The organism is Mangrovibacter yixingensis (assembly GCF_020523985.1).
GTDB classification, from domain to species: domain Bacteria; phylum Pseudomonadota; class Gammaproteobacteria; order Enterobacterales; family Enterobacteriaceae; genus Mangrovibacter; species Mangrovibacter yixingensis.
Genome location: NZ_JAIVKM010000001.1, coordinates 598733 through 613754, shown reverse-complemented (window position 1 = coordinate 613754; position 15022 = coordinate 598733). Strand labels below are relative to the sequence as shown.

Below are 15022 nucleotides of genomic sequence, written 5' to 3'. Positions count from 1 at the left end.
TTTGTTAAACGCCACCATCCTGTGATGGCGCAGAGGATAAACCTGGGGCCAGGCAAGCATTTGCCTGTGGAACCAGGTTGATTTCGACACGTCGGTTAAGCGCACGCCCTTCCGCTGTATCGTTAGTTGCTACAGGGCGGCTTGCACCAACCCCTTGAACCGCAAAACAGTTCTCAGGTATTTCGCCGGTATCACGCATCCAGTCACGTACCGACTCAGCCCGTTTCAAGGACAACGCCTGGTTAAGTGGCGTGCTCCCAATGTTATCTGTGTGCCCGGTTATCCTAATCAACCATCCCGGCCGGGCTTTCACCCCCACCAGTGCATTGACCAGAACTTTTGTGGAGCCCGGTTTCAGTTCAGATTTCCCGGCATCAAACAAGGACATGCTATCGAGGTGAATGATATTGGGTTGGCGTGTTTCCGGGGCTGTGGAAACAACAGGTTGTACCGGTGCAACATAAGACTGGATAGCGGCCATAACCGGTGCTCGTAAATATTCCCCCCGGTACAACCCCTGGCCCAGACGAAGTGGCTCACCATTACGAGCCCAGCTATTCAGTTGAGCCGCATGCAGGCCAAGCTGCTTTACCGCTTGCGCTTTCAGCTGGTGATCTTCCGGGTCAATATGGTTGTAATGCTGTAAGTCAAAACTGATGCGTTGTAGTAATTGCTGGTTGTTCCAGGCGCTGCTGGCTAAAGCCACACCAATAGCCAGTGTTAACAGGGTAAGGCTGTTACGCCACAAATGCTGGGCTGGTGTTACCCCTTCACCATCAGGCAAAAATGGCAAAATAAAATCAGGCAGCAGCGGCATCACCATGTTGTCAGCCGCCTCCGGGTGCCAGCCTGCTACGTTGTTTAATGCTGTATGTTGATGCAACCAGTCGGTCCAGACAGACCGGGGTAAATTACCCACCAAAACGGGGCTTACTCCCCAGACAACTGCAGTGGGTACAACGGGTGGCATATCCGGTTTGTTATCTGTAAATACTGAGTGGACATAGCGGCTGAACCAGTTCGTCAGGCTATTCATCAATACAGGGTGTTCAACATATTGAGAGTCTGTTGTGTTAAGCCAGTCAGTAACTGCTTCCGGTACTAATGCGCTATGCCATACGCGGATATTTCCCTCAGGAGTTGCCGATTGCCAATGAATATTCTTCACCATTGAGGCACCAACCACACTGCTGAGCAGCAATGGAACAGCATGCCCGGTAACCTTGTGCAACTGGCTTATTTGCCAACGGAACATGAGCAATTGGCTGGTGAGCGATTTTTGCTCCTCATGTTGTTGTGGGCAGACGCAAAACATTACAGATAGCTGCCGGCTCCAGCCTGGGCGTTGAGACAACAGTTCCTGTGCAACTGCAACCAGGTTATGAGGGTTTTCGACTCGAATCCAGCAGCCCTGGCTCACAGTGAGTATTGGTGATGTGTCCGGCCATGGGTAAGGTAAATCACCACAAACCAGAACAACCGGCTGACGGTAGGCCGCCCCTGGCAAATGAGCCAGGGACGTAGAAGCAATCGCGTTTTCTCGGCGGTAGAGCAAGCCTATACATACTGCGGCGCTTCCCCAAATGGCAACCACCACCAATACGGCAAGAAAACGCGAGATAGGCAAGAATCCCAGACAAAGCGCACTACTTAGCAGTACAGCCAATAACACCAGCATCCGCTGTTGTGTAGGGGTCATGGAACCACCTCAGGCAACAGGGTTACCAGCACCTGGTCGAGCCAAAGATCAAGCCCTAACCACAACACAACCAGCATAAAGACTGCCAGACCAATACGGGCAGGCCAGGAGGAAAAACAACGCATTACTCCCACTTCATCGAATCTTTCTGCCAGTACCGGTTGTGATTGTGTGTATTTAAACGCGCCAACTCGTTCATTGAGCGCTTTGAGTAATTTATTACGCTCCGGGTCATCCAGTGAACGGTAACTACCCAAAAAACCTAATACCATTACTCTATGAAAACAGGCTAAAACGGCAGGGTCTGGCTCAGGCTCACGCAACACCGCACGCATGTGGTCGCAAAGTGTATCTCCTGCATTCATTGTGCCCAGAAAATGCCCTTCCAGGGGAATGCTGTACCACTGCACACAGGCTTCATCCTGAATGCCTCGCCCTTTAATCGTTTCATCCAATAGCGCACATTGCGCGGTGAGAATATGCAGGCAACTCGCTGCATCCAATTGCGCATCTTTCAGTGCTTGTTGTACCTGGTTAATATTCTCAACACAGCGGTCCCATAATACTTTCCCTTCGCCAGCTTTAAATTCCGGGCTGTGGCGTAAGCTAATAACCTGAAGCCATGTACTTTGCAAAAGTGCATCTATATCAATAAGTTTTACGTCTTCAAATGTCTGTTCACTCATGTTCTCAGTACCGCATAAAGTTCAAGTTCAGGTTCGCCCAACATGCCTGGGGTGTAGAACATGCAACTCCCGCTTTCCAGCATCTCTTTTGCTGCCGGATGAGATAAATCAAGCGAGAAATACTGGTTTTCCAGGCGCAATGGAATGGCTGCAGGAACATGGCTCAACGGCTTGAGTGGTATCCCTTGACGAGACGCATTAACCAAACTGGTAACAAAATCTGGGCTACCAACACGGCATTGCAGGGGAAATTGCTCCTGCAGCCGAGAGGCTGGAATGGGGGAACGGACCGAAAGATAGTAATCCGCCCCATCACGCAAGCGTGGGTCGTGCAGGCGGGCTGACCATAGACGCAAGCGTTCATCATGAGTAAGTTCAATAGCCACAACCCTTGATGGCAGACTGGCTTCTAATAAATCACTCAACAAATTGAATAATGGTGGGAAGACTTCATTCAGTGCGTCATGGCGATAATGAGGAATGGCGTTGACCTGGTGCGCCAGGGAAAATGTCAGCAAGCTACCCGCCAAACGAGCAAGCTCGGGATACAGGCGTTCAACAGGTGACTGTGGGTAGCGCTGGAATTGCCCAAGCACAGGTTCAGCGCTATTAAGCGCATTGAGTAACCAGAACAATGAGACATCCGCTACAGCAAAATCAGCCATTCGTTCATTGCTTTCACGCCGCATTGCCATTAAACGAGTCAGGCGCGCGCGCAGTTGTGCCATCAATTGCTCCAGGTGGAGTACCAACCATGGGCTACTCTGCACACTGAGTAATGGGGGAAGAAAAGTGTCGTCCAGACCCCACGCGCCCTGCGAATCCTGAACCAAATGTGCAACAGGGCAGGTAAGGAAGTCCCCATTTTCCTGGTGCGCAAAACGCAAGGTCAGCTCAGGCTGAAGTATGGCAATCTGGCGATCATCGTCCCCATAATGATTACGCACATCTCGCCAGGCCTGACGAAAACGAACCGGGCGGGTGCCCACTTCTTCAGGCTTCAGGCAATTTCCACCATTTGCACGCATACGGGGTAAAGCAAGGAGAACCGTCGTTTCATGAGATTCACTATCCAACGGCAGAACAGGCGGTAACGCATCTGCATTGTTGGTATCAATCAATGAACCATCCTGGAAACGGACATGTAATTGGCGGGCCTGGAGATAACCTAGCTTCAGTGCATCATGCTCAAACGAAACCTCAACCACCCCCCAAGGGTGGTTGAGCCCCATCCGGGCAATGCATTCGGCAGACCAGGCTGCATACGCAGCCTGTTGTTGGAAGTGCTGGGGCGAAATCATGATGCCTCGCCCCCATAACGGTTGTTCCGTTTTCATCGGCTTCCTGCCTTGTTAAGATTTCGCCTTCGGCATCTGGGAAACCAGTGACAGGTTGACATCCATTCCTTCAACCTGGAAATGCGGCACCGCATACAATTTCACGCTGAAGAACCCCGGATTATCACTGATATCTTCCACAACTACTTTTGCGTCACGCAGTGGATGAGATGCCTGCAGCTCATCGCCTGGGTCGGTCATTTCTGTTACTAACCCACTCACCCAGGTATTCAGTTCCAGCTCCAGCAAACGACGGTCCTTGGTGGTACCGATATTTTCGCGTTGAATCAGCTTGAGGTAATGAGCAATGCGCGACAGCAAGAATATGTAGGGTAATCTCGCATTAATGCGGCTATTTGCTGTTGCATCAGCCGTGTCATACAGTGCGGGTTTTTGGGTAGAGTTTGCCGAAAAGAAACACGCGTAATCGCGGTTTTTGTAATAGGAAAGCGGGATAAAACCGAGGTTAGCAAATTCGAATTCGCGGGTTTCAGGAATCATGACTTCAGAAGGGATCTTCACCTGGTTGCCCGTTCCCAGATCATACAAATGGATTGGCAGATCCTGGACTGCGCCACCTGCCTGTGGACCACGAATTTGTACACACCAGCCATTATTGATAAAGCTACGAACCATATTGGCAGCAAAGGCAAAAGACGCATTAGTCCACAAATACTTGTCGTGATCCGGGCCTTTGACTTCTTCAACATAGTTAAAGCTACGTACTGGTACCGTATCCGGGCCATATGGAAGCCGGCCAAGCACTCGTGGCATCACCAGCCCAAGGTAACGGGAATCATCTGTTTCCCGGAACGATTTCCACTTGATGTATTCAGCACGGTCAAAATAGTTACCAATATCTTTAATAGCGGCGACTTCTTCCATCGAGTCTTTCAAGAAAAAGGCCGGGCCAGCTGAACCAATAAACGGCATATGCGCAGCGGCTGATACTTTTGAGATATTACGGAGCAGAGCAACATCCTGAGCCGATGCATCAAATTCATATGCAGAGATTAACGCCGCTATCGGCTCGCCGCCTGGTGTATCGTATTCGGCAACATACGTCTGTAAATACAGGCCACTTTGAATAATTTCTGGCGCATCTTCAAAATCCTGACGCAGATCGTCTTTGGACAAATCCAAAAGTTCAATTTTGACGTTCTGGCGAAAATCCGTTTTATCTACCAGTGATTTCACACCACGCCACAAGGATTCCACGGACTGGAAGCTTTCGTGATGCATAACTGCATCCAGTTGACGGCTAATTTGCCAGTCCAGCTCTGCTATATGGTGATCAATCAGGTGCTTATCCAGTTTTTCTACACGTGAACCCGCTTTACTCAGGCACTCAAGGAAAACCTGCATACCTGCAGTCAGGCGCTCATCGGCAGTCGCATCAGACATCGCCTGTGCATCTTGCCAGATATCCAGAGCACTCAGCTCTGAAACAGGGTTAAGGTTTATTTTCTCAAACAGGGAGGTATATACACTGCCCGCTTCAGGGCGTTCCAGCACCACAGTATCCCCAGTGGTTGCGCTTTCTGTATTTACAGCCATCAGCATTCCTTATTTAATCCGTTAAAATTGTTACCGTTGTTATGCCTGTTTCGGGGCCAGTGCAGACAACTCATTCCGCAGTTCAGCGCTCAGGGAAGAATCAAGCAGGATTTTTTCCAGTTCCTTACGAAACGACTGGTTATCCAACAGGTTCGCTTTCAAATCACGAAGCAGGTTACGCATCGCCAGCATAGCTTTGAGTTGAGGGATCTGGCGGGCAACTTGTTCGGGGGAAAAGTCATTCATGTCACGGAATGTCAGGCTGACATTTTCTTCACTGCCATCACCAGCCAGCGTGTTCTCTACAGCCATGCTTACAGAGGGTGAATAGTCAGCCAGTACACTATTGAAGTTATTTTTATTGATATTAATTTTATTACGTTCAGATAATGCCTGCGTCTCCTTCCCGTTACTAAAATCACCAGCAACTAATAACTTTAAAGGTAACTCTGTTTTCTTCTGTGCTCCTCCCGTATGTAAGTCTAGTTTCAAGTTAATGCGTGCTTTAGGTATTTCCCTTTGAAAACTATCGCTCATATCCCTTCTCTCATTGGTGAATGTTTTATTGATGCAGATTAAGTGAATACTTTACTGATGCAGCTTAGTTTTTTGCCCTGACATACAATAATATACAGATGGAAGCGTTTGAATATATTAATTCCCAAGGGGAAATAATAAAAACTGTACTTTCCGCATTTATATCTGAATAAGACAGTCCCCTTCACCACTAACAACAGAATAAAAACCTTAAAAAATAATTAAGTCAAAATAAAATACTAGTAAAATTAAATAAAAAAACAGTAAACACCAAATAATAGATAATCACACATTCAAAACAACAATAAATAAAATCAAATAGGTAGGGAATTTAGAGTAATCAGCGAGGTAAAATCGAAGGAACTCCACTCTCTGTCATTAAAAACACATAGTTTAAATGAAAACAGAAAAGAATAACCAAAAAAACAATAGCCAAAACCTTTCCATGAATAAAAAAACACCACTTTATTTTCCACCGACATTCCATTTAATATAAATAATAACCAACAAATCAGTATAAAAAAACACCACCCACACAATCAACCACATTAAAAAAACACACAAAAAAACAGGAATGACAAAAACAAATAAAAAAGAAAAACCTCCACTAAGTTATTTCAGGAAACATTCACCGCCATTAAGAAATAATAAAAACATTTATCAAAAGAGAATAGTAGTACCCACTCTCACATTTTTAGCGTAACTCATTTGGATCAGGGGAAAAAAAACCGCCTTGCGACGGTCTTCTTGTCTCTATTTCTTTTGTGTCAGTAAGTATCTTGTATCAGATACCTTGCCAGTTGCTCAAAGTAGCGCTCTTGTTCAACCCAGGCCTGATGAGCTTCTTCATGAGTACATTGCATAAAATGTAGCGGCTCACCAAGGCGTAACTGAGCCAGGTGATACCGGTCTGCTTCAATTACACAGGCGATACGCGGGTAGCCTCCTGTGGTTTGTGCATCAGCCATCAGCACGATTGGCTGACCATTCGGTGGTACCTGAACCACTCCCGGAATCAATCCGTGGGACAGAAGTTCCTGGTCGGATTCACGTTCCAGGCTGTTTCCCACCAGGCGATACCCCATGCGGTTACTTTGTGCCGAAAGTTGCCAGCCATTACGCCAGAAATTTTGCCGGACCGATGGGGTAAAATCCGTATATTCAGGGCCGGGTAATGCCCGTACACGGTTATGCCACAACAGTTGCTTAACCCCCCGTGAACGCGTCACGATTCGTTCTGGCTCACCGACAGGCAAGTTGTCACCATCACGAACCAGCCGCCCATCAACCCCACCAAAACCACCTTTAAGATCAGTACTTCTTGATCCCATAACCTCTGGAACCACAATGCCACCATTGACAGCAAGATAACTTCGCATACCCCGGCGCGGCTGATGCAAACGGAGTTGCTCGCCAGGCTTTACAGGGAAACTCCAGCCCGTCCACAGCGATTTTCCTGCAAGTGTTGCCTCACACCCCGCGCCAGTCAGCGCAATCCAACCTGGTGTGGTAAATTCAACCACAAAGTTACCCAGCGTTACCTCCAGGCCTGCGGCAAATTGATCATTGCCTACCAGTAAGTTGGCAGTGCGTAACGCAGGAAGATCCAGCGCACCGCAAAGGCTCACTCCCAATTGACGGAAACCAGAACGGCCAGCATCCTGAACAGAGGTATGCATCCCGGCATGATGTATTTTCAGCATACACCCTCCTTCTGCGGGATAAAGCGCACGCGGTCACCCGGCATCAGTAACGCAGGAGGCTCACGATGCGGGTCAAATAATACCAAGGGCGTTCGGCCAATCAGGTTCCAGCCACCAGGGGTTTCAAGCGGATAAATGCCGGTGTGCTCACCACCTATTCCCACCGTGCCTGCAGGCACATTCAGGCGAGGCTCTGCTCTTCTTGGTATTGCCAGTTCATGAGGTAACTCGCCGAGGTAAGCAAAACCAGGCTGAAAGCCCATAAAATACACCACATATTCCACGCTACTGTGGCGTTCAACCACTTGTGAGGGTGTCATACCACAATGCATAGCAACTTCATCAAGATCAGGCCCCTGTTGCCCGCCATACACTACCGGGAAATCTACGCACCGTGACTCGGGTATCCAGGCCTCGCTCTCTTCCCACCAACGTTGCAAACGCTCGATAGCATCCAGTGCATTGCTGTTAGCCACGCGTAAAATCACCGTGATATTGTTCATACCCGCAATCGCTTCCAGAACCTCTGGCATCCCTTTCAGGCGCTGCATTAATCCCCATATCCGCTGCTGGCTTTCCAGGCTTACAGGTGGCTCCAGTGATAAAACGACGGAATTCTCACCCAGTAAATAACACCGCGCTCGCTGCACTCCTGCCTCCTGTGGTATTGCTGACTCATATTTCCGATAGCACTTATGCCGGGTTATCGATATCTACAAACACGACATCCAACTCGTATTGCACTGCTAACCATTCGCCCAACGCTTTGATTCCATACCGTTCAGTAGCATGATGGCCTGCGGCAAAAAAATGGATACCCTGTTCACGGGCTGAGTGAATAGTCTGCTCAGAAACCTCACCGGTAATAAAAGCATCCACACCAAACTGAGCCGCACTGTCAATAAAACCTTGCCCGCCCCCGGTACACCATGCAACACGGGTAATTTTATCCGGGCCATTGTCACCACACCATAACGGCTTACGCCCTAAGCGAGCTTCCAACCAGGATGCATATTCCGCACCAGAAACCGGGACAGCGACTTCTCCCCAAGGCACCAACGGCTCAATAGAACCTTTTATCGTAATTCCCAATAATTGAGCTAATTGGCTGTTATTACCCAGCTCTTCATGGGCATCAAGGGGCAAGTGCCAGCCATAAAGATTAATGTCATTCGTCAGCAATGTTTTCAATCGCTTCTGCTTCATACCACGAATAACAGGCGATTCACCTTTCCAAAAATAGCCATGATGAACAATCACCGCATCAGCTTCCAGCCTGACTGCTTCGTCGAGTAACGCCTGGCTCGCAGTAACGCCAGTCACAATCTTTTTCACTTCTGGCTGGCCTTCAACCTGTAATCCATTAGGGGCATAATCACTAAAAGCTGCGGCATTCAGCTTTTCGTTAATCACTTGTTCCAGCTCGAAATTATTCATTGCTTATCCTTCATTTTTTCTCTTGCGGCTTCCCAGGCAGAAAGCGTGTTTAAACGTGCTGTTTTATGGTCTACAACCGGGCGGGGGTAATCAAGAGTAACACCCTGCTTATCCGCCCATTTCCACGGATTATGAATGGCACTGTCGGGAACCCGATGTAACTCAGGCAACCACTGGCGAATAAATTTTCCCTGCTCATCGAAGCGGTTACTTTGCGTTTCAGGGTTAAAAATACGGAAATAAGGCGCAGCATCCGTTCCCGTAGAGGCAGCCCATTGCCAGCCTCCGTTATTGGCAGCAAAATCGCCATCGAGTAGCTGTTCCATAAACCAGCGTTCGCCCTCTCGCCAGTCAATCTGCAAATCTTTTGTGAGAAAGCTGGCAGTAATCATCCGTAACCGGTTATGCATCCAGCCAGTGCGGTTTAACTGCCGCATTCCGGCATCCACAATGGGATAACCGGTTTTTCCCTGCTGCCACGCGCCAAGCAGGTTTTCATCATGTGACCAGGCAACACTATCAGTCCAGCGAATAAATGGCTGATGCCGGCACAACGCAGGCCAGGCAACCAATAAGTGCCGGTAGAACTCACGCCAAATGAGTTCGTTCAGCCAAACAGCCGCTCCCCCTTCACGCTCCATCACGTAAGGGTGTTCGGCCAACAGACGTTGAAAGCACTGGCGAGGAGATAATGCGCCAGTCGCCAACCAGGCAGAAACCATACTGGTGCCGCTCAGTGCCGGGAAATCTCGCTGTTCGTGGTAATCCAGAACCTGCTGCTGGCAAAATATTCGCAACTTTTGCAAGGCGGCTTTTTCACCTGGCGGAAACTGAACGGTATCGACTGGCTCTTGCGGGTAATCAAACTCAATAGGGGTATCATCACTGATTGCCGGACCACGGGGGCGAGGAGCAGGAACGCATTGGGGCGGTGTTTCACGCAGACGGCGCAAAAAAGCTTTGCTGAATGGTGTAAAAACGCGAAACATTTCGTTGTTACCTGTCAGCACACTACCTGGTGGTAATAAGACGCTGTCATCAAAACCCTGGCAGGTGACTTTACTGAACAGTTGCTTCTCCGCCTGCTTATCACGTTGTCTTTCATTCAGCTCATACTGGTAGTTATAAAACATGTGCGACACGCATTGTGCTTCACAAAATGCCGCCAGTTTACTTACCGAATCAGCAAAATCTGTCGCACTGAGGCAATACAAAGGGATCCCTTTTTCACCTAATGAACGGCGCAGCAAAACCACCTGTTCACGAATAAACCATGCCTGGCGTGCAGACATACTGTGGCTACGCCACTGCACGGGCGTGGCAATAAACAAAGCGATCACCCGGGCTTCGGTGTTGTTACAAGCAGCAGACAAAGCAAGATTATCGGTAATACGTAAATCCTGGCGAAACCAGACTAAATGGACAGCTTGTTGAGTAGACATCATGCTGATGCAGTGCCTCCAACAGTAATGCGCAGTTTTTCCAGAGCAGGCCGCTGAAACACAAGGTTAGAGGCCTGCACGCACCATGAGTGATGACTAAGCACAAGACAGTTTCCCAAGCCTGAACATTTTTTTTCTCGCATATCCACTCCTTATCTATTTGCCTGTAAGTTTAGCCAGGCATTTCGGCACAGGGAATGGATAAAAAAATGCCATGGAGAAAAACGCCATGGCAGTGAATGCTGGAGGAATAATGAAACGCGGAGGAATTAAACTCAGTAAAAATCACCTGCTGCTGATTCTGCATGGGCTAACCACACAGGTTTGTCACTGGTTTTCATCCATACGCGGTGTAAATAGCTATAGAAACGCGCACGGTCTTTCCAGAACAACATAACCGGCAATGCTAATGTACCGATGATAATGACACCGGCCCTGCGCAGGAGAATGCGGTGCAGAGGCCAGGATTGGTATAGCGACATAATGTTCTCCCCCTTTTGGACCAGCGCAACGCCGCTGGTAAAGAATGAATAATGTTATCTGCTGTAAATCATACCGGGCATGATGAAATTTTACCACTCATCCGACCACATAAATGATGATTTTTTCGCCAAAAATACACAGTAGACGTAACTTAGTTACATTAATGTTAATTTAATACTAATCATTAGTTAATTTATGGGTATATTTTTATACTTTTTTTACACCCTCCCCACCTTTTTTTGCGAAATTTTTCCGGCCATTTGCTTACCGTAAGCCCAGACAATCTCATAACCGGAGTGAACGTGATGAGTTTTTCCCTGGTTACCGGCATGGTGCTGGTCTTTCTGCTACTCGGCTATCTGGTATACGCCTTATTACATGCGGAGAAATTCTGATGGGTAATGCGATTATGCTCACCGGTAGCTACCTACTGGTGCTTTTATTATTGGCCCGCCCGTTAGGGCATGGCCTGCGTTATCTGATTGAAGGTAACCTGCCACGCTGGATGCAACGGCCAGAACAAGGTCTCTGGTTCATTACCGGCGTTGCGCAAAAAGAGATGGGCTGGCGAGAATATTTAAGCGCTATCCTGATATTCAATCTCACGGGTATTGTTCTGCTATTCACTTTGCTCGTGCTACAAAACCACTTACCGCTTAATCCCCAACATGTTGCGGCAATGCCATGGGACCTGGCACTCAACACCGCTATCAGTTTCGTTACCAACACCAACTGGCAGGCATACAGCGGCGAAACGTCACTGAGTTACTTCAGCCAAATGGCAGGATTAGGCGTTCAAAACTTTTTATCCGCCGCAACAGGTATCGCTGTTGCATTCGCACTGATCCGCGGTCTAACTCGCCAGAATGCTCAAACGCTGGGAAATGCCTGGGTCGATATCACTCGTATTACGTTATGGGTGCTGCTGCCAATAGCACTGGTAATGGCCATATTTTTTATTCAACAGGGCGTAGTGCAAAATTTTGCGCCTGCTCACCCCTTCCTCACGCTTGAGGGGCAAAATCACTTGTTACCTGGGGGGCCAGTTGCTTCTCAGGAAGCCATTAAGATGCTGGGCACAAACGGTGGGGGGTTCTTTAATGCAAACTCGGCTCATCCCTTCGAAAACCCCACTGCTTTGACTAATTTCGTGCAAATGCTGGCTATTTTTTTACTGCCAACCGCACTGTGCTTTGCATTTGGTGAGGTCGCTCGTGATAACCGCCAGGGCCACACGTTGTTGTGGGCGATGGGGCTGATTTTTGTCTTGTGTGTAGCGGTTGTGATGTGGGCAGAAACCCAGGGGAACCCACACCTTGCTGCACTTGGGGCAAACAGCACAGCCAATATGGAAGGCAAAGAAAGCCGTTTTGGTATTTTAGCCACCAGCCTGTTTGCCGTGATTACCACTGCGGCATCTTGTGGTGCAGTCAATGGTATGCACGACTCCTTCACCGCACTGGGTGGCATGGTGCCAATGTGGCTAATTCAGTTAGGTGAAGTGGTTTTCGGCGGTGTCGGCTCAGGCCTTTACGGCATGATTTTGTTTGTAATCCTCGCCGTATTTATTGCCGGATTAATGATTGGACGCACACCTGAATATTTAGGCAAACGAATCACTCTTTCTGAAATGAAGTGGACTGCACTGGCGATCCTGGTCACACCAGCATTAGTGTTGCTGGGTACGGCTCTGGCAACCCTGACACCTTTTGGGCACGAGGCCATTCTGAACCCCGGGGCTCACGGTTTCAGTGAGGTGCTGTATGCCTTGTCCTCCGCCGCAAACAACAATGGCAGTGCCTTCGCAGGGTTAAATGCCACCACGCCATTCTGGAATCTGATGCTGGCATTTTGCATGTTTATTGGACGCTTTGCCGTTATTGCCGCAGTCATGGGTATAGCAGGTTCTCTGGTTAGCAAACCTGCCCAAACACCACAAAACGGCACGCTATCCACCAGTGGCCCTCTGTTTGTTGGGCTGCTTGTCGGCACGGTTATTCTGGTCGGTGCCCTCACATTTGTTCCGGCACTGGCTCTTGGCCCAGTGGTAGAACACTTAAACCAACTTTCCCATTAACGGAGCGAATAATGATGCGTAAAACACAGGCTCTGTTCGACACAACGCTCGGCCGCCGGGCAGTCATTGATGCCGTTCTCAAACTTAACCCAGCCAGGCTGTGGTACAACCCGGTGATGTTTGTCGTGTGGGTAGGCAGTGTCCTGACCACGGTGCTGGGTCTTGCCATGCTGGCAGGGATCACTCACGGAGAAACCGGTTTTACTCTGGCAATAAGTGCCTGGCTATGGGTAACACTGCTGTTCGCTAATTTTGCGGAAGCCCTTGCGGAAGGCCGTAGTAAAGCCCAGGCAAGCGCCCTTAAAGGAGTCAAAAAAACCAGCCAGGCAAAACGTCTGTCTGAGCCACATTACGGCAGTAATGCGGAGATGGTCTCCGCAGAAGCTCTGCGTAAAGGTGACATTGTCCTGGTTGAAGCAGGCGATATTATCCCGTGTGATGGTGAGGTAATGGAAGGTGGTGCATCTGTAGATGAAAGCGCCATTACAGGAGAATCAGCACCTGTTATCCGTGAATCCGGCGGGGACTTTTCCTCCGTCACTGGCGGTACGCGTATCCTCTCAGACTGGTTAGTTATTCGCTGTAGTGTTAATCCAGGCGAGACGTTTCTCGACCGAATGATAGCCATGGTGGAAAATGCCAGTCGCCAAAAAACGCCTAATGAGATAGCACTGTCCGTGTTGCTCTCAGCACTGACCATTATCTTTCTGCTGGCGACAGCCACACTCTGGCCTTTTACCGCATGGATGGGCCACGCAGTCAGCATTCCGGTTCTGGTGGCGCTTTTGGTTTGTCTTATTCCCACCACAATAGGCGGCTTGTTATCCGCGATTGGTGTGGCAGGGATGAGCCGTATGCTCAGCGCCAATGTTATCGCTACCAGTGGCCGTGCGGTTGAAGCTGCAGGGGATGTTGATGTTTTACTGTTAGACAAAACCGGCACAATCACTTTGGGTAACCGCCAGGCATCCCGGTTTATGCCAGCACCAGGCATTGATGAGCAACGCCTGGCCGATGCCGCTCAACTGGCATCACTTGCAGATGAGACGCCAGAGGGCCGCAGTATCGTGGTTTTAGCGAAAAAACGCTTTAACTTGCGTGAGCGGGATGTCAGCCAACTCAATGCGACTTTTGTACCTTTCACCGCTCAAACCCGGATGAGTGGCATCAATTTGGAAAACCGCATTATACGCAAGGGTTCAGTTGACGCTGTACGCCGCCATATTGAGGCGAATAAAGGGCGTTTTCCAACTCAGATTGATAAACAAGTCGAGGAGATTGCGCGGTTAGGCGGCACCCCGCTGCTTGTAGCTGAAGGGGCACAGGTATTGGGTGTTATTGAGCTGAAAGATATTGTTAAAGGCGGTATCAAGGCCCGTTTTGCCCAGTTGCGCCAAATGGGAATTAAGACAGTCATGATAACTGGCGATAACCGTCTGACAGCCGCCGCTATTGCTGCTGAAGCGGGCGTAGACGATTTTCTCGCCGAAGCGACACCCGAAGCGAAACTGGCCTTGATACGCCAGTATCAGTCAGAGGGGCGGCTGGTTGCCATGACAGGAGACGGAACTAACGATGCTCCGGCTCTGGCTCAGGCTGATGTTGCCGTGGCAATGAACACAGGTACCCAGGCGGCAAAAGAAGCCGGTAACATGGTTGACCTGGATTCCAGCCCGACCAAATTGATAGAAGTTGTGCATATTGGTAAACAAATGCTGATGACCAGGGGTTCACTCACCACCTTTAGCATTTCCAACGATGTTGCGAAATATTTTGCCATTATTCCTGCAGCTTTCGCGGCAAACTGGCCGCAATTGAACGCGCTGAATGTCATGCACCTGCATTCACCCAATTCAGCCATTCTCAGTGCGGTTATTTTCAATGCGTTAATCATTGTTTTCCTGATTCCGCTGGCCTTACGTGGCACCCACTATAAACCCCTTGGCGCATCTGCCATGTTACGCCGCAATTTGCTGATTTATGGCCTAGGCGGATTAATCGTGCCTTTTATCGGTATCAAACTTATCGATTTACTGCTCAGTGCCACAGGCTTGTTTTGAGGTG

Annotated in this window: 13 protein-coding genes; 3 read left to right on the top strand and 10 right to left on the bottom strand. The window is 49.1% G+C overall.

The window, feature by feature from the left end:
• Positions 1-4: 4 nt before the first annotated feature.
• From LC084_RS02920 to LC084_RS02875, 10 genes are all read right to left on the bottom strand, one after another.
• Positions 5-1699 carry an OmpA family protein gene (locus LC084_RS02920; RefSeq protein WP_226569201.1) on the bottom strand — a complete coding sequence of 565 codons (1695 nt, stop codon included), beginning with the start codon at positions 1697-1699 and terminating at the stop codon, positions 5-7.
• Complete coding sequence (gene tssL / locus LC084_RS02915; protein WP_226569199.1) at positions 1696-2385, bottom strand: type VI secretion system protein TssL, short form; 690 nt, start codon at positions 2383-2385, stop codon at positions 1696-1698. The genes LC084_RS02920 and tssL overlap by 4 nt, the downstream gene beginning before the upstream one ends.
• The gene (gene tssK / locus LC084_RS02910; RefSeq protein ID WP_226569197.1) at positions 2382-3722 is read right to left on the bottom strand and encodes a type VI secretion system baseplate subunit TssK; all 1341 of its coding nucleotides are present in this window, start codon (positions 3720-3722) and stop codon (positions 2382-2384) included. The genes tssL and tssK overlap by 4 nt, the downstream gene beginning before the upstream one ends.
• A 15-nt stretch (positions 3723-3737) precedes the next feature.
• Positions 3738-5285, bottom strand: coding sequence for a type VI secretion system contractile sheath large subunit (gene tssC / locus LC084_RS02905; RefSeq protein ID WP_226569195.1), 1548 nt, complete (start codon positions 5283-5285; stop codon positions 3738-3740).
• A gap of 33 nt (positions 5286-5318) precedes the next feature.
• Complete coding sequence (tssB, locus tag LC084_RS02900) at positions 5319-5816, bottom strand: type VI secretion system contractile sheath small subunit (protein ID WP_226569193.1); 498 nt, start codon at positions 5814-5816, stop codon at positions 5319-5321.
• A 767-nt stretch (positions 5817-6583) separates the two neighbouring features.
• On the bottom strand, positions 6584-7519 hold the full coding sequence (gene pxpC / locus LC084_RS02895; protein ID WP_226569191.1) for a 5-oxoprolinase subunit PxpC: 936 nt from the start codon (positions 7517-7519) through the stop codon (positions 6584-6586).
• Positions 7513-8169 (bottom strand): 5-oxoprolinase subunit PxpB, encoded by a 657-nt coding sequence (pxpB, locus tag LC084_RS02890; RefSeq protein ID WP_226569189.1) that lies wholly within the window; start codon positions 8167-8169, stop codon positions 7513-7515. The genes pxpC and pxpB overlap by 7 nt, the downstream gene beginning before the upstream one ends.
• A gap of 43 nt (positions 8170-8212) precedes the next feature.
• Complete coding sequence (locus tag LC084_RS02885; protein WP_226569187.1) at positions 8213-8956, bottom strand: type 2 GTP cyclohydrolase I; 744 nt, start codon at positions 8954-8956, stop codon at positions 8213-8215.
• Positions 8953-10401: a deoxyribodipyrimidine photo-lyase gene (gene phrB, locus LC084_RS02880; RefSeq protein ID WP_226569185.1), complete on the bottom strand. Its 1449-nt coding sequence runs from the start codon at positions 10399-10401 to the stop codon at positions 8953-8955. The genes LC084_RS02885 and phrB overlap by 4 nt, the downstream gene beginning before the upstream one ends.
• Positions 10402-10673: 272 nt before the next feature.
• Positions 10674-10880 carry a YbfA family protein gene (locus LC084_RS02875; RefSeq protein ID WP_036110692.1) on the bottom strand — a complete coding sequence of 69 codons (207 nt, stop codon included), beginning with the start codon at positions 10878-10880 and terminating at the stop codon, positions 10674-10676.
• Between the two features lie 306 nt (positions 10881-11186).
• Between LC084_RS02875 and kdpF the strand changes: the two genes are divergently transcribed.
• From kdpF to kdpB, 3 genes are read left to right on the top strand one after another with little or no spacing between them, the layout of a single operon-like run.
• Positions 11187-11276: a K(+)-transporting ATPase subunit F gene (gene kdpF / locus LC084_RS02870; protein ID WP_226571115.1), complete on the top strand. Its 90-nt coding sequence runs from the start codon at positions 11187-11189 to the stop codon at positions 11274-11276.
• Positions 11276-12958: a potassium-transporting ATPase subunit KdpA gene (kdpA, locus tag LC084_RS02865; protein ID WP_404808318.1), complete on the top strand. Its 1683-nt coding sequence runs from the start codon at positions 11276-11278 to the stop codon at positions 12956-12958. Before kdpF ends, kdpA begins: the two co-directional genes overlap by 1 nt.
• An 11-nt stretch (positions 12959-12969) precedes the next feature.
• Positions 12970-15018, top strand: coding sequence for a potassium-transporting ATPase subunit KdpB (gene kdpB, locus LC084_RS02860; RefSeq protein ID WP_226569183.1), 2049 nt, complete (start codon positions 12970-12972; stop codon positions 15016-15018).
• Positions 15019-15022 lie beyond the last annotated feature (4 nt).

What these genes read in the sequence shown, in the direction of transcription:
- LC084_RS02885 (WP_226569187.1), bottom strand. Translation starts at nt 8,956, where the DNA reads ATGAATAATTTCGAGCTGGAACAAGTGATTAACGAAAAGCTGAATGCC.
- tssB (WP_226569193.1), bottom strand. Translation starts at nt 5,816, where the DNA reads ATGAGCGATAGTTTTCAAAGGGAAATACCTAAAGCACGCATTAACTTG.
- LC084_RS02875 (WP_036110692.1), bottom strand. Translation starts at nt 10,880, where the DNA reads ATGTCGCTATACCAATCCTGGCCTCTGCACCGCATTCTCCTGCGCAGG.
- phrB (WP_226569185.1), bottom strand. Translation starts at nt 10,401, where the DNA reads ATGATGTCTACTCAACAAGCTGTCCATTTAGTCTGGTTTCGCCAGGAT.
- tssK (WP_226569197.1), bottom strand. Translation starts at nt 3,722, where the DNA reads ATGAAAACGGAACAACCGTTATGGGGGCGAGGCATCATGATTTCGCCC.
- tssL (WP_226569199.1), bottom strand. Translation starts at nt 2,385, where the DNA reads ATGAGTGAACAGACATTTGAAGACGTAAAACTTATTGATATAGATGCA.
- kdpA (WP_404808318.1), top strand. Translation starts at nt 11,276, where the DNA reads ATGGGTAATGCGATTATGCTCACCGGTAGCTACCTACTGGTGCTTTTA.
- kdpF (WP_226571115.1), top strand. Translation starts at nt 11,187, where the DNA reads ATGAGTTTTTCCCTGGTTACCGGCATGGTGCTGGTCTTTCTGCTACTC.
- pxpC (WP_226569191.1), bottom strand. Translation starts at nt 7,519, where the DNA reads ATGCTGAAAATACATCATGCCGGGATGCATACCTCTGTTCAGGATGCT.
- tssC (WP_226569195.1), bottom strand. Translation starts at nt 5,285, where the DNA reads ATGCTGATGGCTGTAAATACAGAAAGCGCAACCACTGGGGATACTGTG.
- kdpB (WP_226569183.1), top strand. Translation starts at nt 12,970, where the DNA reads ATGATGCGTAAAACACAGGCTCTGTTCGACACAACGCTCGGCCGCCGG.
- LC084_RS02920 (WP_226569201.1), bottom strand. Translation starts at nt 1,699, where the DNA reads ATGACCCCTACACAACAGCGGATGCTGGTGTTATTGGCTGTACTGCTA.